The organism is Paenibacillus sp. NRS-1760 (genome assembly GCF_050467785.1).
GTDB lineage: Bacteria > Bacillota > Bacilli > Paenibacillales > Paenibacillaceae > Pristimantibacillus.
The window spans coordinates 86,312-106,154 of the sequence record NZ_JBITPK010000016.1 but is presented as its reverse complement, the minus strand read 5'-3'; the positions used below and the strand labels follow the sequence as shown (position 1 = coordinate 106,154).

20 protein-coding genes are annotated in these 19,843 nt (G+C 44.8%); 3 read left to right on the top strand and 17 right to left on the bottom strand.

Annotated elements, in window-relative coordinates; translation table 11 throughout:
- Positions 1–88: 88 nt before the first annotated feature.
- The 6 genes from ACIFSR_RS25090 to ACIFSR_RS25065 all read right to left on the bottom strand — a co-directional run bounded on the left by ACIFSR_RS25090 (position 89) and on the right by ACIFSR_RS25065 (position 3,617).
- Positions 89–871 carry an RNA-binding protein gene (locus ACIFSR_RS25090; protein WP_430060842.1) on the bottom strand — a complete coding sequence of 261 codons (783 nt, stop codon included), beginning with the start codon at positions 869–871 and terminating at the stop codon, positions 89–91.
- 18 nt (positions 872–889) lie between these two features.
- Entirely contained in the window at positions 890–1,156 is a 267-nt protein-coding gene (locus tag ACIFSR_RS25085; protein WP_054027981.1) for a YggT family protein, read from the bottom strand.
- A 10-nt stretch (positions 1,157–1,166) separates the two neighbouring features.
- The gene (locus ACIFSR_RS25080; protein ID WP_076268173.1) at positions 1,167–1,616 is read right to left on the bottom strand and encodes a cell division protein SepF; all 450 of its coding nucleotides are present in this window, start codon (positions 1,614–1,616) and stop codon (positions 1,167–1,169) included.
- A gap of 2 nt (positions 1,617–1,618) precedes the next feature.
- Positions 1,619–2,338 carry a YggS family pyridoxal phosphate-dependent enzyme gene (locus tag ACIFSR_RS25075; RefSeq protein WP_430060840.1) on the bottom strand — a complete coding sequence of 240 codons (720 nt, stop codon included), beginning with the start codon at positions 2,336–2,338 and terminating at the stop codon, positions 1,619–1,621.
- Positions 2,339–2,341: 3 nt separating this feature from the next.
- The gene (pgeF, locus tag ACIFSR_RS25070; RefSeq protein ID WP_430060838.1) at positions 2,342–3,193 is read right to left on the bottom strand and encodes a peptidoglycan editing factor PgeF; all 852 of its coding nucleotides are present in this window, start codon (positions 3,191–3,193) and stop codon (positions 2,342–2,344) included.
- Between the two features lie 142 nt (positions 3,194–3,335).
- Positions 3,336–3,617, bottom strand: a complete 282-nt coding sequence (locus ACIFSR_RS25065; RefSeq protein WP_076268170.1) for a YlmC/YmxH family sporulation protein — start codon at positions 3,615–3,617, stop codon at positions 3,336–3,338.
- Between the two features lie 178 nt (positions 3,618–3,795).
- Between ACIFSR_RS25065 and ACIFSR_RS25060 the strand changes: the two genes are divergently transcribed.
- Both ACIFSR_RS25060 and ACIFSR_RS25055 read left to right on the top strand, forming a co-directional pair.
- Entirely contained in the window at positions 3,796–4,362 is a 567-nt protein-coding gene (locus ACIFSR_RS25060; RefSeq protein ID WP_430060836.1) for a TetR/AcrR family transcriptional regulator, read from the top strand.
- 16 nt (positions 4,363–4,378) lie between these two features.
- Positions 4,379–4,807, top strand: a complete 429-nt coding sequence (locus ACIFSR_RS25055) for a DUF3995 domain-containing protein (protein WP_430060834.1) — start codon at positions 4,379–4,381, stop codon at positions 4,805–4,807.
- A gap of 55 nt (positions 4,808–4,862) precedes the next feature.
- Here the strand turns inward: ACIFSR_RS25055 and sigG are convergent, their stop codons facing one another.
- The 3 genes from sigG to spoIIGA form a co-directional block, all read right to left on the bottom strand.
- The gene (sigG, locus tag ACIFSR_RS25050) at positions 4,863–5,645 is read right to left on the bottom strand and encodes an RNA polymerase sporulation sigma factor SigG (protein ID WP_054027974.1); all 783 of its coding nucleotides are present in this window, start codon (positions 5,643–5,645) and stop codon (positions 4,863–4,865) included.
- Between the two features lie 104 nt (positions 5,646–5,749).
- On the bottom strand, positions 5,750–6,472 hold the full coding sequence (gene sigE / locus ACIFSR_RS25045) for an RNA polymerase sporulation sigma factor SigE (protein ID WP_054027973.1): 723 nt from the start codon (positions 6,470–6,472) through the stop codon (positions 5,750–5,752).
- A gap of 38 nt (positions 6,473–6,510) precedes the next feature.
- The gene (gene spoIIGA, locus ACIFSR_RS25040; RefSeq protein ID WP_305953884.1) at positions 6,511–7,494 is read right to left on the bottom strand and encodes a sigma-E processing peptidase SpoIIGA; all 984 of its coding nucleotides are present in this window, start codon (positions 7,492–7,494) and stop codon (positions 6,511–6,513) included.
- Between the two features lie 431 nt (positions 7,495–7,925).
- Between spoIIGA and ACIFSR_RS25035 the strand changes: the two genes are divergently transcribed.
- Positions 7,926–8,609 carry a DNA-binding response regulator gene (locus tag ACIFSR_RS25035; RefSeq protein WP_430060831.1) on the top strand — a complete coding sequence of 228 codons (684 nt, stop codon included), beginning with the start codon at positions 7,926–7,928 and terminating at the stop codon, positions 8,607–8,609.
- Between the two features lie 1,321 nt (positions 8,610–9,930).
- On the opposite strand, the gene ftsZ is transcribed toward ACIFSR_RS25035, so the two are convergent.
- From ftsZ to mraY, 8 genes are all read right to left on the bottom strand, one after another.
- The gene (ftsZ, locus tag ACIFSR_RS25030) at positions 9,931–11,049 is read right to left on the bottom strand and encodes a cell division protein FtsZ (protein WP_339208724.1); all 1,119 of its coding nucleotides are present in this window, start codon (positions 11,047–11,049) and stop codon (positions 9,931–9,933) included.
- Between the two features lie 119 nt (positions 11,050–11,168).
- A complete protein-coding gene (gene ftsA, locus ACIFSR_RS25025; protein WP_430060829.1) occupies positions 11,169–12,410 on the bottom strand; it encodes a cell division protein FtsA in 1,242 nt (413 codons plus the stop codon).
- A 236-nt stretch (positions 12,411–12,646) separates the two neighbouring features.
- Entirely contained in the window at positions 12,647–13,399 is a 753-nt protein-coding gene (locus ACIFSR_RS25020; RefSeq protein ID WP_339208722.1) for a cell division protein FtsQ/DivIB, read from the bottom strand.
- Positions 13,400–13,510: 111 nt separating this feature from the next.
- Positions 13,511–14,779, bottom strand: a complete 1,269-nt coding sequence (murA, locus tag ACIFSR_RS25015; RefSeq protein WP_076268162.1) for a UDP-N-acetylglucosamine 1-carboxyvinyltransferase — start codon at positions 14,777–14,779, stop codon at positions 13,511–13,513.
- A 15-nt stretch (positions 14,780–14,794) separates the two neighbouring features.
- Positions 14,795–15,700: a UDP-N-acetylmuramate dehydrogenase gene (gene murB, locus ACIFSR_RS25010; protein ID WP_430060826.1), complete on the bottom strand. Its 906-nt coding sequence runs from the start codon at positions 15,698–15,700 to the stop codon at positions 14,795–14,797.
- A 522-nt stretch (positions 15,701–16,222) separates the two neighbouring features.
- Positions 16,223–17,320 (bottom strand): stage V sporulation protein E, encoded by a 1,098-nt coding sequence (gene spoVE, locus ACIFSR_RS25005; RefSeq protein ID WP_076268160.1) that lies wholly within the window; start codon positions 17,318–17,320, stop codon positions 16,223–16,225.
- A 46-nt stretch (positions 17,321–17,366) separates the two neighbouring features.
- Entirely contained in the window at positions 17,367–18,806 is a 1,440-nt protein-coding gene (murD, locus tag ACIFSR_RS25000; protein WP_339208719.1) for a UDP-N-acetylmuramoyl-L-alanine--D-glutamate ligase, read from the bottom strand.
- 75 nt (positions 18,807–18,881) lie between these two features.
- Positions 18,882–19,841 carry a phospho-N-acetylmuramoyl-pentapeptide-transferase gene (gene mraY, locus ACIFSR_RS24995; protein WP_430060909.1) on the bottom strand — a complete coding sequence of 320 codons (960 nt, stop codon included), beginning with the start codon at positions 19,839–19,841 and terminating at the stop codon, positions 18,882–18,884.
- Positions 19,842–19,843 lie beyond the last annotated feature (2 nt).

Below are 19,843 nucleotides of genomic sequence, written 5' to 3'. Positions count from 1 at the left end.
CTCCTTATGGTATTTGGAACATTCGTAACCGAAAATACACGATTTGATGAGAATAATTCGACAACTACAGGAAAATTCCTGCAATCATTCAAATAAATTTGCCGACCTTTACTCGAATTCTGCCTTTTTTTGTCACGCCATCCACCTCTAGTACTTTAAATCGGCCAAGTCCTTTGAATGACACAACGTCACCCGCTCGAAGCTGCTCGGATGGGTCTTCTTCCGATTTCCAATTCACCCTGCATCTTCCTGCTCGAATCGGATCAACGATTTTGGATCTGCTTATGCGATAAACATCGCTCGCAATCCCGTCCAATCGCATAGAAGCAACTGACAAACTCATTTCCTCCAGCTTAACCAAAGCCGTCTGAAGCTCAGATAGTGGAAGTACGTCTGTCAGCACATTAATCCGATGAACCTGTCTCAGATGGATATTCAAGTAATCCGCAATTTCATCCATAACAATGATATGACAAAAATGCTCATGCACATGTATGTCACCAATTCGGTCACGTTTTATACCAAGTCCAAGCAGTGCTCCTAAAAAATCACCATGATCTAATTCCATTTGGGCTTGTCCCGGTCCATTAACTACAAGAACAGATATGCCAGCATTTTCGTCATCCAAATTTCGATAATCTGGACCTATAATGGCTCGTCTACGCTCAGCTTGATCATAACCGCCATCAAACCGGACATTAACATCAGGGTTGCGATTTGCCAAAATAGTCAATATTTGCGCTTGTCTTGGGTCTAAAAAATCGGTCCGCTTCAGCTCATGCTGCTGTGCGGACCGCTCTATCCATTCCTCCGCCCGATCTACGAAAGGTTTCTCATCGGGATGGAAATGATCGTATATTCCTTGTTTCATATAAACTCATTCCTTTAATCAAATAAAAAATCCGATTACTGCAATCAGGCCATACGCTACAAATTGCAATGCGAACACGGCAAGGATTGGCGAAAGATCCAGCATGCCTCCGATTGGCGGAATAAACTTTCTGAAAATACCTAAGTATGGCTCAACCAGCTTACCTAGAAATACGCCGATAAAGCTTTCACGGGCGTTAGGCAACCAAGATAGCAGCACATAACCAATGATCATAAACGTGTAAATTTTTTGTACCAGCATCACAATACTATAAACTTCATCCATTAACTCAAGGTCACCTCATTTTGTTGTAGTCGTTCTCCTCCGCCAGCATTTCCGTTATAGCACCTTGAATTTCGACTGAATCCGGCGTACAAAGAAAAATATTGGGTCCTAGCTTAGAGATGCTTCCGCCTAAAGCGTACACGGTACCGCTTAGAAAATCAACAATTCGAACAGCAAGATCGCTGCGAACACGTTGAAGATTCACGATTACTGCACGGCGTGAACGCAAATGATCAGCAATTTCTTGCGCTTCATCATAAGACCTTGGCTCGCTAAGTACTACCCGGACATTCTTCTGTGAATGAATGCTGACGACATTATTGCTCTTCGTGTTTTTACGTGCCTCGAAGGGAGAAGTTTCAGCTTCTTGTTCTTCCTGCTGTACAACACGTTCTCTCTCTACAACTTCTTCTTCATCTTGCAAGCCAAGAAAACTCATAAAGCGGTTCATGACGCTCATCCCTATTCCTCCTCTTTACCTACTAATATCGTACCAAGGCGAATCCATGTCGCTCCTTCTTCGATGGCAACCTCAAAATCATTCGACATGCCCATTGATAACTGGGTGATGGTGTTTGGATGTTCCGAGCGCCGCTCTAATTCATCCCTCAGCTCTCGCAATGCTCTAAAGACGGGTCTCGTTTGCTCTGGTTCGGCTTCATAAGGAGCCATCGTCATCAAACCAATTGGCTTGATCGAATTAAACTTAGCAAGCTGCTCCACAAAGGGAAAGAGCTCGTCTGGATTAATGCCTTGCTTGGAATCTTCTCCAGATACATTTACTTGAATAAAGCAAGGAACGATAATTCCTAGCTGGGAAGCACGCTTATTTATGGCTTCAGCAAGCGATAGCCTGTCCAACGAATGCATGTATGTAAACTTCCCAATGACGTCCTTCACCTTATTCGTTTGCAATGAACCGATAAAATGCCAGATAGGCTGATCCTCTGCTGCTAGATCGTCACTGCCGCTTATCGCTTCCCACTTCGCCTGCGCGTCCTGCCAGCGATTTTCACCCAAATGAAGCAAGCCTTGCCCTAGGGCAGCCTTCGTAGTATCTAAAGAAACATATTTCGTAACAGCAATAATTTGAACTTCATCTCTGCTGCGCCCGGCACGCTCGCAAGCTTTCTTAATTCGCTCTTCCACAAGCTCAATTCTATTCTCTAATGTGAATGACATGTTTCACCTCTCCCGAATGCCGATCCAACTGGCCATTCGGCCGGTTAAGCCACCTTCTTTGCGATGAGAAAAAAATAAATCCCGTCTGCATCCAGTGCACCACTCTGTTAATTCGATACGTATCGGCAAAATTCCTGCTTTTATCATAATCTGTCGGTTTATTTCTTTCAAGTCTAAGTTCGCTTTGCCATCCTCGCTTTGCTTAAGCATTGATTCCGCTTCTTCTTGCGTCAAGCTCAGATCAGTCAAAAGCGCCTGTACTTGCTCTATGACTGGACCATCCACCTCATAGCAGCAGCCTCCTATAGAAGGCCCTATCGCTGCCACAAGCGCTTTAGGGTCGGTTCCATATGCTTGCTCCATTGCTCGTACCGTTTCAACAGCGATCTGCTGGACGGTTCCCTTCCAACCGGCATGGGCAAGCGCCACCGCATCATGCTCTGGATCATAGAAATACAATGGGACACAATCTGCGTAAAAAGAAGTCAGCAGCACCCCAGGGACGTTAGTCATGATAGCATCACAATCCCTGAGCACATCGTCCAGACTATTTCTACCTTTGCCTTTATCTGCTTCAGTCACTTGCCATACCCGGTTTCCATGCACCTGTTCAGCACATGTCCACGCTTCAAAAGGCCAGCCGATAGCATCGGTCAGCAATCGCCTGTTCGATATAACTGCGGCATCTTGATCCTTGACGTGCAAGCCCATGTTTAACGATGAAAAGTGGCCTTCGCTAACCCCGCCTTGACGTCCTGTAAACCCCGCATTCAAACGATCGTAACGTGATTCCCATTCAGACAATAAAAAAAGCGAAGGTCCCTTCGCTGATTGATTATGTTTAAAAGCTTCCATTTGTTCACCTCTATTAAAGGTTTGCGAAGCAAACCTACTTCGTAAGCATTTGCTTAGGTTTGCGAAGCAAACCTACTTCGTAAGCATAAGCTAAGGGTTGCAAAGCAAATCAGCTTTGCTGGTATAGTCACAGTTTAGCGTTTTATGAGCGAGCGTGCAAATCTTCTTCCTCGGAACGAAGCTGTTTCGTGTCATCCATTCGAACGAGCACAACATCTGCCCCAATTTTCACAATATTGCGCCATGGAATAACGACTTCCGTGCCGCCACCGCCAAACATTCCCAAAAACTTAGTATACTGCGGCACCACAATAGAATCGATCCGACCTTGCCGTAGATCAAGCTCCAAATCCGTTATTTGACCTAGCTTTTTTCCGTCCACAATATTAATAACGTCCTTTGTTTGAAAATCAGATATTTTCATTTCCGCTCACCACTTTTCAAGTAGAGTGATCACCCGTTTGTCTCTCCTATAACTATATGTGGAAATCGCCCAAAATGTCCTTCTTATCAAGAAAAGGAGCCTCTTATTTCAAAATTTGATTTTTATGTACGATAGCGTACAATAAAAGAATATCAGAGGATCGAATAAGGAGCATATCATGCCAAAAATCGTCGCAACGGAACTCGATTGGATTAAGCTAGGACTGCAAAAATTTGCTGAAGGGGGTGTCGAAGCTCTCGTTATCGAACAGCTCGCTAAGCAGTTAAACAGCAGTAAAACCAGCTTCTATTGGTATTTTAAAAATCGTATTTTGTATGTGGATCGTATTATTCATTACTGGCATGAACAAACAACCATATCAATCATCGCTCATATTCAGCAGCATGATTCATTAGAACCGAAGCAAAAGGTACACCAGCTGCTCAGCGTCATGTTCAGCACGATAGAAGGAAAAGATTTTATTTATCATTTCCGAAAATTAGGAACGACATCGCCTGCGTATGCCGAGCTGCTTCAGCAAATTGAGCAGCAGCGCTTGGATTATATGAGCGGCTTGCTCATAGCGTGCGAATTATTAGAAGATGAGGCAAAAAATACATCTGAACTCTTATACAGTTATTACTTGGGATGGTACGAACGAAATAAACATCGTACTCTCATTCCGGAAGAAACCAAGAAGCAGATTGACCTGCTCATGCCGTTTATTGAAAAAAATCATACATGACACGGAGGGATATGTGATGCAATCGTTATTAGCAGCGCTCATTAGTGCGGTGTTGTTCGTCATCGGCGTGATACATATATATTGGGTGTTAGGTGGTCGGCATGGAATCTCCATTGCTGTCCCGACAAAGAATTACACATCTCAGCCTCTTTTTAAACCTCGTCCTGTTGGAACGGCAGCTGTTGCAGTACTTTTCTTTGCGGGCGCCGCATTCATTCTTATGTTTGCTGATATTATCCCTGTCATCGGACCAGCATCGCTGCCCTCCATTGCAGCATGGGCACTTGCTATTATTTTTTTGGCTAGAGCAGTTGGTGAGTTTCGTGCAGTCGGGTTATTCAAAACGATTCGAAACACGCATTTTGCACGGATGGATACGTATGTCTACTCTCCGCTTTGTCTGATCATCAGTTTCTTATCTTTTTGGTTAATGATTATTGATTAGTCTCCTTCAATAAATCACGTAAACAAAAAAAATGGTGCCTCTCGGCACCGTTTTTTTATGTTTTTACATGCTTTTGCATTTGCTGAATAGCCGACTTTTCCAAACGAGATACCTGTGCCTGTGAGATGCCGATTTCATCGGCTACCTCCATTTGCGTCTTGCCTTCGAAAAAGCGCATCGACAAAATCATTTTTTCACGGTCGTTCAGCTTATGCATAGCTTCCCGAAGTGCGATTTCCTCGATCCACGATACGTCTTTGTTACGTTCGTCACTAATTTGGTCCATAACATAAATAGGATCGCCGCCGTCATGGTAGATCGGTTCAAACAATGAAACAGGATCTTGAATGGCGTCCAGTGCGAATACGACATCTTCTTTCGGAACATTTAATGCTTCCGATATTTCAAAAATCGTCGGTTCGCGTGAGTTTTTGTTCGTCAAGCTATCCCTAACTTGAAGCGCCTTGTAGGCAATGTCTCTCAAGCTGCGTGATACGCGTATAGGGTTGTTGTCACGCAAGTAACGGCGTATTTCCCCGATAATCATCGGTACGGCATAGGTGGAAAATTTGACATTTTGGCTAAGGTCGAAATTATCTATCGCCTTCATAAGTCCAATGCATCCGACCTGGAATAAGTCGTCTACAAACTCTCCCCTATTGTTAAACCGTTGTATAACGCTAAGCACTAGCCGCAGATTACCGTTAACTAATTTCTCTCTTGCTGCCCACTCATTACGGGTTTGTAATGCCGTAAACAATTCTCTCATTTCGACATTATTAAGGACAGGCAGTTTCGCGGTATCCACTCCACAGATCTCGACTTTATTTCGGGTCAACGTGATTACCTCCCAAGGAGAAACATTAATGTACATTATCTCCTCAGGAGTCCTTTTTATTCCTATTGCGACATCGTTCGACAACCGCAAGCAGGATGCGGGATCTAAACCATTTTGTTAAATTCTTTTCGAAGCCTTTTAATAATTCGCTTCTCAAGGCGTGAAATATAGGACTGTGAAATGCCAAGAAGATCAGCAACATCCTTCTGTGTTTTTTCCTCGCCGTCTGCAAGACCGAAGCGAAGCTCCATAATGATCCGTTCACGCTCAGACAATTTATCAAGCGCTTTGTGAAGCAACTTGCGATCTACCTGCTCTTCAATGTTCCGGTAAATCGTGTCGTTCTCCGTTCCGAGCACATCCGATAGAAGCAGTTCATTTCCATCCCAGTCGATGTTAAGCGGTTCATCAAAAGACACTTCGGTACGTGTCTTGCTATTGCGGCGCAGGTACATCAATATTTCATTTTCAATACAACGGGAGGCGTAGGTGGCCAGCTTAATCTTTTTCTCAGGATCAAACGTGTTAACCGCCTTTATTAGACCGATCGCGCCGATTGATACGAGATCTTCAATATGAATGCCGGTATTCTCAAACTTACGAGCGATGTATACGACTAGCCTTAAATTACGTTCGATTAGCATTGCGCGAATAGCCGTATCGCCGGTAGGCAGTTTTTCCAGCAAATATTCTTCCTCTTCACGTGTTAGGGGAGGCGGTAATGCCTCACTGCCACCAATGTAATAAATTTCTTCACTTTTTAATCCGAATAAAAACATGACACGATAATAATATAACTGAAGGATCAGTTTGTACTTGACGAGCATCTGGCCCATCCCTCCTCGTTTGTATGAGCATACGTTCGTTACTGTTGTACCATAGACGGATGGATAATGGCTCGATATGCCCCATCAGACGTTAACTTACCGCCGTCAAGCCCGATAAGCACCTTCCGCGTTTCAAAAACTTGTCCTTCCCTAGTAATTTCAACCGCATCCGGCTTTATCGCTAGCATGAACTGTGACCCTCGATTAACACCTCTGAATGGTACAAGACGAAGTCGATCTTGCCAAACAAAGGTGTGCTCATCCATTCCCGCTACAAGACGATCCACTTGTGCATCTCGTATGCTATTCAACCACGATTCAGGTAAATCATCTTGCCACAAGGATGCCTCCATCACCATGACCGGTGTCCGTGTAAGTGGATCATACAGCTGATTGCCGGTGTCGATCAGGCCTATGCAGGTTTGTATACGTTCTCCAATCATAATTTTCACTTCTGCCAAATGAGTGTGCACCAGCTCCCTTTCTCTTTTTTGCGTCAATACGGCACGGTATATATACAATCCGATACATAACGCAGCAATTAAATAAAACAATCCCATCTTAAGCTCCACACGCATGTTTCCGTTTACGAACATCATCGTTTTCCAAACCTCACGGGACCCTTGCATGAACAAATAATAAAGTCCAAGCACAGCTCCAGCAGCCACAAAGTTAACCGCATAAAACGCTGCAACATTCCTCATATAGTGCTGAATCGAGGCAAAGCCAAAAGCAATCCATAAAATCAATAACGACGTAGCAACCTTAACTGCAAATGTGAATAAAAAAGATAATTGTGGAAAAAGCATTAAAACGACATAACAAGCTCCGACAGCAGAAGCCAATAATACTCGCCAAGGCTTCGGTTTAAGATGACGTGCCCAAGCAGTAGTTAATAGAATAGCACCGTCAACGAGCAGCTCTCGTAAAAACATAACATCAACATAAACAGCCACTTCGGTCACCTTCCTGCAACTGGCGGTAAACGGCCTGCAGCCGGCACCCGGGAGAACGATTGACACTAGTATATTAAAATCCTATTTCAAAGTCTGTCTATTCATGACGGCATGACGTATCTTTTTTTGTCGAGTAGGAGTATAAAAAACGGCAAGTCTTTTACGTTTTATTGCAGAGGCTTATATCTTTAGCTCGTCATATTTTGCTAACAGTTCATTAGCCTAGGGCAGCTCCTGTGAGGGATCACTCCTATGTCAGGCTGAATCTACCTTTTTGTTTCTTATTGAGGCACTTGACATTGCTAAAATAATTTTCGACTAAATAATCTGGCCGTTTTTTAAAAAATACAAAAAAAAATTGGAATGGATACTTGTTCCACTTAGGCAATTAGATTATCATTCTAAATAGATAGAAGCAGTGAAGCACACCGCTTACTCGGGAGATCTCTCTCCCGCAGTATGCGGTTTTTTTTATTTTCCGTAGGAGGATGATAAATTTGTCGTTTCAATCAGTATACGAATGTTGGCTGGGACTTCATCTGAAAAAGAGTAGTGGAGAATATGGACGGAGGCTGGAGCAAGGACATGGACACGCTGAAAAATTATTTTTAGAAAGGGTGTGGTATCCTGCCTTCCATCAACTTGATGGGCTTATTCCAGAGTTTGAGATTGCTGATTTTCGTGACGGCACTCGTTTTTTGGACTTTGCATATTTAAAATCAGGCTTACGGCTAGCGATCGAAATTGATGGATATCGCACTCATTCCTCAGAAACCACTCGTTGGCAGTTTTCAGATTCATTAATGCGACAAAACCACCTTGTGCTCGACGGTTGGAAAATATTACGTTTTTCCTATGATGACCTAAAAGAAAAACCGCGAATGTGCCAACAGCTTCTCCAACAATTTATGGGTAGGAGCTTAATTGGCAATAAACAAGATACAAGCGCTGATGCATTCTTGCAGTTGGAAGTATTACGTTATGCTTCTCAAATACAGCATCCTATCCGGCCCACTGACGTAATCGATCTCCTAAAAATCAAAAAACGCGAAGCTCAAAAACTGCTTCATCGTATGGTTCTCAATCAAGCCTTATTGCCCGCAGGAAATGGCACCCAGAGAATTCGATGCTACAAAGTAAACCAAGAGCAGTTGCATACTCTATTATTCAAATCACTTTAACAGGCACATTAGAGGGTTATTAGCATTTATAAAATGCAGCTTCTCAACCTTGCTCATTCACCAAGCGTTGATTGTAAGAACATATAGGCGCTTATTGGCAGCAAACTAAGGCTTCTTTCATGCTGTAAGAACCTATACGTGCTTACAGAGGCTTCTCTACCTTGCTCATTCACAAATAGTAGACTGTAAGAACGTATAGGCGCTTATTGGCAGCTAACCATGGTTTCTTTCATGCTGTAAGAACCTATACGTGCTTACAGCGCCTTATCTACCTTGTTCATTCGCAAATAGTAGGCTGTAAGAACGTATAGGCGCTTATTGGCAGCTAACCATGGTTTCTTTCATGCTGTAAGAACCTATACGTGCTTACAGCGCCTTATCTACCTTGTTCATTCGCAAATAGTAGCCTGTAAGAACGTATAGGCGCTTATTGGCAGCTAACCTTGGTTTCTTTCATGCTGTAAGAACCTATACGTGCTTACAGAGTCTTATCTACCTTGCTCATTCGCAAATAGTAGGCTGTAAGAACGTATAGGCGCTTATTGGCAGCAAACAAAGGCTTCTTTCATGCTGTAAGAACCTATACGTGCTTACAGAGGCTTCTCTACCTTGCTCATTCGCAAATAGTAGACTGTAAGAACGTATAGGCGCTTATTGGCAGCTAACCATGGTTTCTTTCATGCTGTAAGAACCTATACGTGCTTACAGCGCCTTATCTACCTTGTTCATTCGCAAATAGTAGGCTGTAAGAACGTATAGGCGCTTATTGGCAGCTAACCATGGTTTCTTTCATGCTGCAAGAACCTATACGCGCTTACAGCGCCTTATTTACCTTGCTCACTCGCAAATAGTAGGCTATAAGAACGTATAGACGCTTAATGGCAGCTAACCTTGGTTTCTTTCATGCTGTAAGAACCTATGCGTTCTTACAGTGGCTTATCTAGCTTATCTAGCTTACTCATTCACCAAGCATTGGCTTTAAGAACGTATAGGTGCTTATTGGCAGCTAACCATGGTTTCTTTCATGCTGTAAGAACCTATACGTGCTTACAGAGACTTATCTACCTTGCTCATTCGCAAATAGTAAACTATAAGAACGTATAGGTGCTTATTCGCAGCAAACTAAGGCTTCTTTCATGCTGTAAGAACCTATACGTGCTTACAGAGGCTTATCTACCTTGCCCATTCGCTAATCGTAGGCAAAAGAACATATAAATGCATATGCGTGCTTACAGCTGCTACTCCCCTTTTCTCGATCAACTTACAATCAAAAAAATAAAAAAAAGCCTCACCATAATGGTGAGGCTTAGTACAAAAAGTTCTAACGATCGTTGTTGCGAGGGCGATTGCGCAAAAATGCTGGAATTTCAAGCTGGTCGCTTGAAGTGTTGCTAGCTCCAAAAGGCTTAACTGCATTGGAGCTGCCCTGTTGCCTTGTATCAACTGCTTCTGGCTGCTGTTGTGGAACACGACGCGCAGCTGGTGACTTGTGCTCGAAGCCCGTTGCTATAACGGTTACTTTAATTTCGTCCTTCAGATCTTCATCGATGATCGCACCAAAGATCATGTTCACATCTGGATCAGATGCTGAAATGACGATTTCAGCTGCTTCATTCACTTCATAGAGTGAAAGGTTGCTGCCGCCAGTAATGTTCATAATAACACCGCGAGCGCCGTCAATTGACGTTTCAAGCAGCGGGCTCATAATCGCTTTTCTCGCTGCTTCAGCAGCACGGTTCTCGCCAGTAGCAATACCGATACCCATCAAAGCGGAGCCGCGTTCTGTCATAATCGTTTTTACGTCTGCAAAGTCAAGGTTGATTAGGCCTGGTACTTGAATAAGGTCTGAGATGCCTTGAACGGCTTGACGGAGCACGTTATCCGCTTCACGGAAAGCTTCCAGCATTGGTGTCTTTTTGTCTACAATCTCAAGCAAACGGTCATTAGGAATGACGATAAGCGTATCTACTTTTTCTTTGAGCGCTTCAATCCCAAGCTCAGCTTGTCCAGCACGCTTGCGTCCTTCAAAGGTAAAAGGCCGAGTAACAACCCCTACAGTGAGTGCGCCGCATTCGCGAGCGATTTCGGCAATAACCGGAGCTGCTCCCGTTCCCGTACCGCCGCCCATTCCTGCTGTCACGAATACCATGTCCGAGCCTTTAAGCTGGTTCATAATAATTTCGCGAGATTCCTCGGCAGCCTTGCTGCCTACATCAGGATTGGCACCCGCACCAAGTCCACGCGTAAGCTTATCGCCGATTTGCAGCTTATGCTCGGATTTAGCCAAATGCAGCGCCTGAGCGTCGGTGTTTACCGTAATAAACTCCACGCCTTTAACACCATTTTCTATCATTCGGTTAACGGCATTGCTACCGCCACCGCCAACACCTATTACTTTTATTTGAGCAAGCTGCTCAAGCTCAAAGTCGAATTCCAACATCTTTCATTTTCCCCCAGTCAAGCGTAAACTGCTGATAACATCTATGAGACGGCACAGCAACGTTTCGCAGTAAAATATAAGTATCGTATATAAGGTGAAACTTATATTATCTTAAATCCTCAAATAAATTTATTAAACATACTTTTAATCCGCTCGAACATACCGGGTTTAGTAGAAGGTGTTGGACTTGCTTTGCGGCTTGCCGTTTTCTTCACTGCTCCAGTTCCGCGAGCTCCCATATATTTTGACACATATTGAATCATGCCAACGCCGCTGCTATACGCCGGGTCTCTTACACCAATATAATCAGGGAGTGCAATTCGGACGGAAGACTCAAGCTCTGCCTGGGCCAAAGCGAGTGTTCCTGGCATCGATACAGTGCCACCGGTCAACACATAACCGTTAACCTTGTCTCCATAACCAAGTCGACGTACCTCTTGACGAACTAAATGGAAAATCTCTTGCATGCGAGGCTCAATTATACTAGCAAGATCAACCTGTGAAAACTCTTTTTCCACATTGCTGCCCATTCGTGCTACTTTAAACTTCACATCTTCAGCAGCATCCAATACATTAGAACAGCCATATTTAAGTTTGATTTTCTCAGCTTGCTCACTTTGCGTGCGCAAACCATAAGCTATATCATTTGTTACATATTCGCCACCAATTGGAAGCGTTGACGTAGCAGCTAGGCCGCCTTGATCATAAATGGCAATCGTACATGATCCTGCTCCTATGTCAGTAAGAACTGTCCCTATCGATTTCTCATCTTTGGTGAGCGAAACCACGCCTGAAGCGAGTGATAACAAAATGACACCAGAAATACGAAGGCCTGCTTTCTCTACACAACGCATAAGGTTATGTATAGCAGTCTTTGTCCCCGTGACGATCGTCGCCTCAACCTCAAGGCGAACGCCAATCATACCGCGCGGATCGGAAATACCTTCCAAGCCGTCTACTAGATACTGCTTTGGAACCAAGTTAATGATTTCACGCTCTGGAGGGAGCGCCACTACTTTAGCAGCTTGTAATACTCGTTCAATATCTTCTTCACCAATTTCACGGTCCTCATTGGATACTGCAACGACGCCTCTATTGGTTTGCAAAGCAATATGATTGCCTTGAATACCAACATATACGTCTGATATTTGAATGCCTACCATGCGCTCCGCATGCTCTACGGCATTACGGATCGATTGCACAGTCTGGTCAATATCTACTATTGCTCCTTTGCGAATACCCTCTGAGTCGGCAGATCCAACTCCAATAATATTAATGGCTCCATTATTCACTTCACCAATAATAGCACGAACTTTGGATGTACCGATGTCCAAACTGACGATGATGTCGTTGCTGCTCATCTTGCGGCACCTCCGTTTCAAATAATTAATTATTTTACCACATGTTAAGGTCTTCCTACATATTCAACGCTTTTATTATTTTCCCTCTTTTTTCAACAAATTTTTCGATGTTTCTCGCTTTGTGTCGAGCACCGCCCCTTGCGATTCTCTATATTTCCTATGTTTATCCAGCTTAATCGAGTATTAATGCATAAATAAAATTCTACCATTCTTTCAGACTATTGAGTAGTATAATTTTACTCAGAATCTATATTTTCTGGACTCTCACTTACGAAAGGCACATATGTATCCGCCAGAAGCATCGTGATCTTACCTGGCTCTTGGGTCTCGATTACTGCATTCAACGCTTCAATCTTCTCTGGAAGAACCGACACCGCTGTTACCACTTCAAATTTTGTGCGAGTGTACATCAGAATCCGATCGGGATAAGCGGTTGACGGAAATGGTAAAATCTCAGACAGGTCGGAGAGCTGCTTCGTCGATATTTTTGCAAGCTGCTTCGTGAGCTGTGCTTTTACGGGATCTCCATCTGCCCAACCTGACAATACAGGCTTGTCCACAAGCTGCATTTCATCGCTGTCAGCCTCAACTGTCGTTCCATTTGTCAATAACGCTGTCATTTCCCCTTGCTTGGAAAGCTCGAATGCAACAACAGGAAACTCCTCTACATGAATCTTCACCACACCTGGAAATACCTTCGTAACCTTAGCCCCTTTAATTTGTGGCAATGTGACAATTCTATCTTCTATAGTAGAAGACGAAGTTCGAAAAAAAGCATCGCCAACCAAAATAGCAGCTGCCTTGCCTATTTCTTCTCTGGTTACGAATCTAGTTCCTTCAATTTGGATTTCTGATATTTTGCTAATAGAGGAATTAAAAAATAATACAGCCAAAAGCGCCACAAACAATAATATAAGTATGGTCAACAGCTTCCGACTGCCCATTCTTTTTTTCGGTGGTTCCTTAAGTACTGGCATCTGTGCACTCATAACTTGTCCCTTCTTTCCCCAAAAAACATCCGGTTAACCTCTCCGCGTCAGCCTTCGCTTAGCATCAAAAGGGTACCGGCTGTTTCTATCTTGCAGCTCATGCGCATAGTATTAGTTATTAGGCACTGGCGAATAACGCGAAATCCGCGCACCCAGCCTAGACAGCATCGTTTCGATTTTTTCGTAGCCTCGATCGATGTGATGAATTTGCTCAACGACCGTCCTTCCTTGCGCTGCTAAACCAGCTATGACAAGGGCGGCACCCGCTCTCAAATCCGTTGCTTCCACCGTCGCTCCATAAAGCCTTGGCACGCCGCGAATGAATGCCGCATTCATGTCTACGCGAATGTCTGCACCCATACGTGACAGTTCATCCACATGCTTTAATCTGCCTTCAAAAATCGTTTCTTTCAATACGCTCACACCATCTGCAAGCGTAAGCAGCACCATAACCTGAGACTGCAAATCGGTAGGAAAAGCCGGGTATGGAGAGGTTACGATTCTTTCAACCGCTCTAGGCCTTGTTGCACTGCCAACTTTAATTATATCATCGTCGACAACAATTTGAACACCTGCCCGGCGCAGAACATGAATCAAGGAAGATAAATGGGCTGGCTGCGTATTTTGGAGCGTGACTTGACCGCGTGTTGCAGCGGCGGCTACCATGATGGTCCCTGCTACAATACGATCCGGAATCACTTTATAACGACAAGGTGTTAGCGACTGTACCCCATCTATCGTTATCGTATCGGTTCCGGCTCCCATTATTTTAGCGCCCATTGCATTTAAAAAGCCTTGCAAGTCTTGAATTTCCGGTTCCCTTGCAGCATTGCTTATTGTGGTTCGGCCTTCTGCCAAAGCAGCGGCCATCATAATATTCTCTGTTGCGCCGACACTTGGAAAGCTTAAGTGAATATCCGCTCCCCTTAGTTTCTCGGCACGGCATATGATCCGGTTACCCAATTCTTCTATTTCTGCACCCAGAGCCTGAAGGCCTTCTAAATGAAGATCAATTTTCCGCTCACCGATTGCACATCCACCTGGTTGATAAACCTGAGTTTCCCCAAATCTAGCAAGCAAAGGCCCCATTAAAAAAATAGAAGATCGCATCTGTCTCATTAACGATTCCGGCACGTGGGATGTATGTGCAGTCTCAGTGTCCAGCACCACAGTTCCTCCCGTATGCTCGGCGCGGCATCCTAATTCGCGCAAAATGTTCAGCATGACATCGATATCTAGCAAATCAGGCACATGATCTATCGTTGTTGTGCCTTCGGCCAATAGACTGGCAGCCAGAATCGGCAAAGCGGCATTTTTCGCTCCTTGGATAACTATGGTTCCTGAGAGAGGTTTCCCACCTTCAATCACCAATTTGTCCAATGTATCACCTCCGAATTACCGCTCACCCACCACCAATACTTCCGGCACCAACAGGATGCCATAGCGGTCCTGAACAGTGCTTTTTATATGAGTCATGAGGGCGAGAACGTCTTCAGCTGTTGCTTGCCCGGTATTCACAATAAAATTGGCGTGCTGCTTCGATACTTGCGCTCCTCCGAGGCTTTCACCCTTTAATCCAGCCTCTTGAATGAGTCTAGCGGCATAATCATTAGGCGGATTGCGAAATACGCTGCCTGCACAGGCAAGCTGCAAAGGCTGCGTTCTCAATCTTCTCTCTTTGTAGGAGGCCATCCTAGCAAGTACTTCCTGCCTATCCCCTTCTGCCAGCTCAAAGGCGGCTTCAATGACAATGCCCTTTTGCTCGTGAAGTATGGAATGGCGGTAAGCGAAGTTCATAGCCTCACGATCGTAGCGAACCAATTCTCCTGTTTCCAGTACAATATCAGCTGACTTAAAAATACGTGACACATCTGATCCATGCGCGCCAGCATTCATATAAACGGCTCCGCCTACCGTACCTGGGATTCCCCCCGCGAATTCAAGTCCGGTCAGACCTTGTTTCCCAGCCATGACTGATAGCTTAATTAAAGAATATGAAGCACCGGCTATTGCTGTCGATCCTTCAAAACGCAAGTAATCGAGCCCTCTGTGCGGTTTTATTACAACGCCGCGAATCCCTTTATCACTTACCAGCATGTTCGAGCCTCTGCCTAAATTAGTCCAGGGTATTTGATGTTTTTGCACCAAACGTACCGCCGATACCAATTCATCTTTGCTGCTAGGGAGGATAAAGATATCAGCGAGACCGCCGATTTTCCAAGTTGTATAGTTCGATAGCGGTTCGTTGTACAAAACTTCGCCAAGATTAGCTTGTTCCAATTCCGCTTTAAAAGCTTCCATTCGTTAAACCTCCCTAAGGTTTTGCGTAGCAAAACCTACTTCGTAAGCAAATGCTTAGGTTTTGCGCAGCAAAACCTACTTCGTAAGCAAAACCTACTCCGCAAGCACAAGCCTGACTGTGTAAGAAGAAAAAGAAATTCCCCTTCAGCAGTCTGAATCGCTGCTGCCGGTTTTTCTGTTGTAATCACCACTCCTTTCGGGTGACGGTCACGAATATAGTGTATCTTATGCCCATATAGGCTCTTGTGTGACAATGGCCTATATCGAGCCAACTGGCTCACTGATTGGTCTGTGCAGCAGAGCAGAACTCAAAGCTGGTTGCCGCTTTAGCGAATTGACTGTTTCTTTCAAAAAAAATGTAATCATTATCTCATCATATTAAATGAGCAAATTTTCCTGTAAACAACAATATCCGGCTTGGATAGTTGCAGCTGCTGTTATGCAACCTGCAGCTATCCAAGCCGGACGTTTATTGTTTTTTTCTACTAAGCATCTGCTGGTTAATGCCCTAGGCATGAAGCCTCACCTCGAATAACGAGATATGTTCAACAAAATCCCTAGTGCAGTTAAGAGAAGCGTTAGGGATGAACCCCCATAGCTAACAAGCGGCAGCGTAATTCCCGTAACGGGCATCATGCCAATGACGACACCAATATTAATCAATACTTGTACACCGATAATGCCTGTGATTCCGACTGCCAGCAAGCTCCCGAATGTATCCGTAGCTGCAATAGCAGCGCGTATCCCCCGCCAGATGACAACTAGAAATAATAGTATAAGAGTAACTCCGCCGATGAAGCCAAGCTCTTCCGCTAAAATCGAGAATATAAAATCGGTTTGCGGCTCAGGCAAATAACTGAACTTCTGTCGGCTCATACCTAGACCGAGCCCAACGAGTCCACCTGGTCCGATCGCATATAAGGATTGAATAATTTGATAGCCGCCTCCGAGCGGGTCTGCCCATGGATCAAGAAAATTCGTTATTCGCTTTAATCGGTATGGCGCAGCGATGATAAGGCCAACAAAACCTGCGACACCGATAAGCGCCAAGCCGCCTAAATGAGATAATCTAGCGCCAGCAGTAAAAATTAAAATTAAAGAGGCGCCAACCATCACCGCTCCTGTACCTAGATCAGGCTGCAGCATAATGAGTCCGAAGGCTAGTCCAACAAGCCCTAGCGGCGGCATAAGCCCTTTTGTGAACTGCGTAATCGTTTGCTGCTTCTCAGAGAGCCATTTGGCTAAAAATAATATCATCGCCAGCTTCATAAATTCAGAAGGCTGAATACCGAAGGAGCTAATGCCAAGCCAGCTGCGTGCGCCGCCGCGAACGACGCCGACACCAGGGATCAGCACGAGCAGAAGAAGGCCGAAGCAAACCAATAAAGCCATTGGCGCCCACTTTTTCCAAACCGTATAATGCGTATTCATTGTAAACAACAACGCGCCTATACCGAGTCCAGCAAATAGCACCTGACGCTTTACATAGTAAAAACGATCACCGAATTCATGAAAAGCAAGCACTGCGCTAGCGCTGTACACCATAATCAACCCGATAGCGAGAATGAGCCCAATTGCAGTCAGCATCCAAATATCCGGGGCAGAACGCGCTTTGGCCATAGCGAACACACCTCTTAGCATGGGAAAGTAGGGACATGCCCCCTACTTACAAGGTATGCGCCGAATCTTTAAAAATGCGCCCTCTTTGCTCATACGATGTAAACATATCCCAGCTTGCGCATGCAGGCGACAATAAAACGATATCACCTGGCTCTGCGATCGCTGCTGCTTGTTTCACCGCTTGCTGAAGGACGGACTCGGCGTCCTCACTAGGTTCGACGATTTCCACCTTAGCTAAACCTGCCAGCTCTGCTACACGGGAGAGCTTTTCTCTCGTTTCTCCTAAAGCAACAAGCCCCTTTAAGCGATCGCGGAATAAAGGAACAAGCTCCATATAGTCAGAGCCGCGGTCAAGTCCTCCAGCCACTAGAACGATCGGTGCCGATAACGAGCGAACGGACATCATCGTTGCAACCGGGTTTGTCGCTTTCGAATCATTATAATATTTGACACCATTCACTTCACGGACGAACTCCAGGCGGTGCTCCACGCCTCTAAACAACTGCAGCGGTTCTACAAGACGCTCTGGTGCAACTCCAGCAGCCAAACACGCCGCAATGGCAGCAAGCGCGTTAGCGGCGTTGTGGCGGCCTGGTATGCCTAGCTCTGAAACTGGTAAAATGTTAATTTCCGAGTCCTCAGACTGGCGGAATACAATTTGTCTATCCACAGCGGCTTCATCATTTTGTGCGTCACCGTTGTCCCGCTCATATGGCGGATCAATGTAAATGCCCGCGTCCAGTCGCTCATATATAGAGAAAGGCAGCAGCTGTGCGATAAGAAACTCCGAAAGCGCGCGGCATTCCGGGTCATCCCAGTTGACGACAGCAACATCATCTTCCGTTTGGTTATCAAAAAGTTTTGCTTTTGAATTGACGTAGTCATCCATATCGCCGTGATAATCCAAATGCGTCTCTGCAATGTTAAGCAATAGCGCAATATGCGGACGGAACTCGCTTGTTCCTTTCAATTGAAAGCTGCTTAGCTCAGCAACGATCCATTGATCGGGCGTCGCTTCCAAGGCTGCTTCGCATAGAGGACGACCGATATTGCCTGCCACGATGGGATTCAAGCCAGCTGCGCTTAATATTTCGCCGATCCAAGTCGTCGTTGTTGTTTTGCCGTTTGAGCCAGTAATGCCTATTATCGGTGCAGGAGAAAGCCAATATGCAGCTTCAACCTCCGTAATGACCTCAACGCCAAGCTCCTCCGCCCTCTGGACTGGAGTAGACGTATATGGGATACCAGGGTTTTTGATAAGGAGCGCTGTTTCTTCTGTAATTAAGTCATCTGGATGATAACCGCATAGCACAGAAATGCCCAAAGCAGTCAATTCGTCCGCTTCGGGGCATAATTCACGTTCCTTCATGTCGTTCACTACAACTTCTGCGCCTAATTGATGAAATACTTTTGCGACGCTTACCCCGCTTCTAGCCAAGCCTAAGACGACAACTCGGCGGCCTTCATAAGATGCCGGATGATTCATAACTGACAGTCCCTTCTATGTATGCATAAAGCGGCTCTTAATCAAATAAAAGCCGCTTTTTCGAAAGCTTTATCTCTATAGTATAACAAATAGTAAACCAATTGCTGCAAACACGATGCCTACAAACCAAAACACAGTAACAACCTTCCATTCGGACCAACCAACGAGCTCGAAATGATGGTGAATGGGACTCATTTTGAAAATACGCTTCCCTCTAAGCTTGAAGGAGCCTACCTGTAATATAACAGAAAGCATCTCAAGTACAAAAACACCGCCGATTACGATAAGGAGCAGCTCCGTTTTGGTCAAAATAGCGACTGCTGCAATACCGCCTCCTATGCCTAGCGAGCCCATATCTCCCATAAACACTTTTGCAGGATGTGCGTTGAATACTAGAAAACCTAAAACAGCGCCTACCATAGCTGCCGAGAATACTGCTGATTCATGAGCTGACGTTTGTAGAGCAACTACAGTAAAGGCACCAAATGCGATGGCACTCGTCCCAGCCAGAAGACCGTCAAGACCATCGGTGAAATTAACTGAATTGCTTGCTGCAAAAAGAATGATGACGACAAGCGGATAATAAAACCATCCTAAATCAAATCCCCAGCCTGTACCAGGCACGGATATTTCGGTGCTGTGCCCCATATTATAGAGCATTGCACACACGATTATAGAAAATAAAAGTTGACCAAAAAGCTTTTGTCTTGCCGTTAGTCCCAAAGAACGTTTAAATACAATTTTGATGTAATCATCCAAAAAGCCGACAAGACCAAATCCAAGCGATGCGGTCAGCAGCACCCAAAATTCAGCCGTTTTATCAGAAAACTTCAGGAACGCGATCATTAGAGCAACCATAATGATAATGCCGCCCATCGTTGGCGTACCGCTTTTTTTCAAATGGCTTTGCGGACCTTCCATACGAATCTGCTGCCCAAACTTTAAGCGGCGGAGCACTGGAATGAACAATGGTCCGAGTAGAACCGCTAGCAGGAATGAAGCGCCAATCGAAAATAAAATGACCATCATATCCATTT

Bases quoted from the DNA above. Each gene is read 5' to 3' on its own strand.
- ACIFSR_RS25090 (WP_430060842.1), bottom strand. From the start codon at position 871: ATGAAACAAGGAATATACGATCATTTCCATCCCGATGAGAAACCTTTC.
- ACIFSR_RS25085 (WP_054027981.1), bottom strand. From the start codon at position 1,156: ATGGATGAAGTTTATAGTATTGTGATGCTGGTACAAAAAATTTACACG.
- ACIFSR_RS25080 (WP_076268173.1), bottom strand. From the start codon at position 1,616: ATGAGCGTCATGAACCGCTTTATGAGTTTTCTTGGCTTGCAAGATGAA.
- ACIFSR_RS25075 (WP_430060840.1), bottom strand. From the start codon at position 2,338: ATGTCATTCACATTAGAGAATAGAATTGAGCTTGTGGAAGAGCGAATT.
- pgeF (WP_430060838.1), bottom strand. From the start codon at position 3,193: ATGGAAGCTTTTAAACATAATCAATCAGCGAAGGGACCTTCGCTTTTT.
- ACIFSR_RS25065 (WP_076268170.1), bottom strand. From the start codon at position 3,617: ATGAAAATATCTGATTTTCAAACAAAGGACGTTATTAATATTGTGGAC.
- ACIFSR_RS25060 (WP_430060836.1), top strand. From the start codon at position 3,796: ATGCCAAAAATCGTCGCAACGGAACTCGATTGGATTAAGCTAGGACTG.
- ACIFSR_RS25055 (WP_430060834.1), top strand. From the start codon at position 4,379: ATGCAATCGTTATTAGCAGCGCTCATTAGTGCGGTGTTGTTCGTCATC.
- sigE (WP_054027973.1), bottom strand. From the start codon at position 6,472: ATGCTCGTCAAGTACAAACTGATCCTTCAGTTATATTATTATCGTGTC.
- ftsZ (WP_339208724.1), bottom strand. From the start codon at position 11,049: ATGTTGGAATTCGACTTTGAGCTTGAGCAGCTTGCTCAAATAAAAGTA.
- ftsA (WP_430060829.1), bottom strand. From the start codon at position 12,410: ATGAGCAGCAACGACATCATCGTCAGTTTGGACATCGGTACATCCAAA.
- ACIFSR_RS25020 (WP_339208722.1), bottom strand. From the start codon at position 13,399: ATGAGTGCACAGATGCCAGTACTTAAGGAACCACCGAAAAAAAGAATG.
- murB (WP_430060826.1), bottom strand. From the start codon at position 15,700: ATGGAAGCTTTTAAAGCGGAATTGGAACAAGCTAATCTTGGCGAAGTT.
- spoVE (WP_076268160.1), bottom strand. From the start codon at position 17,320: ATGGCCAAAGCGCGTTCTGCCCCGGATATTTGGATGCTGACTGCAATT.
- murD (WP_339208719.1), bottom strand. From the start codon at position 18,806: ATGAATCATCCGGCATCTTATGAAGGCCGCCGAGTTGTCGTCTTAGGC.
- mraY (WP_430060909.1), bottom strand. From the start codon at position 19,841: ATGGATATGATGGTCATTTTATTTTCGATTGGCGCTTCATTCCTGCTA.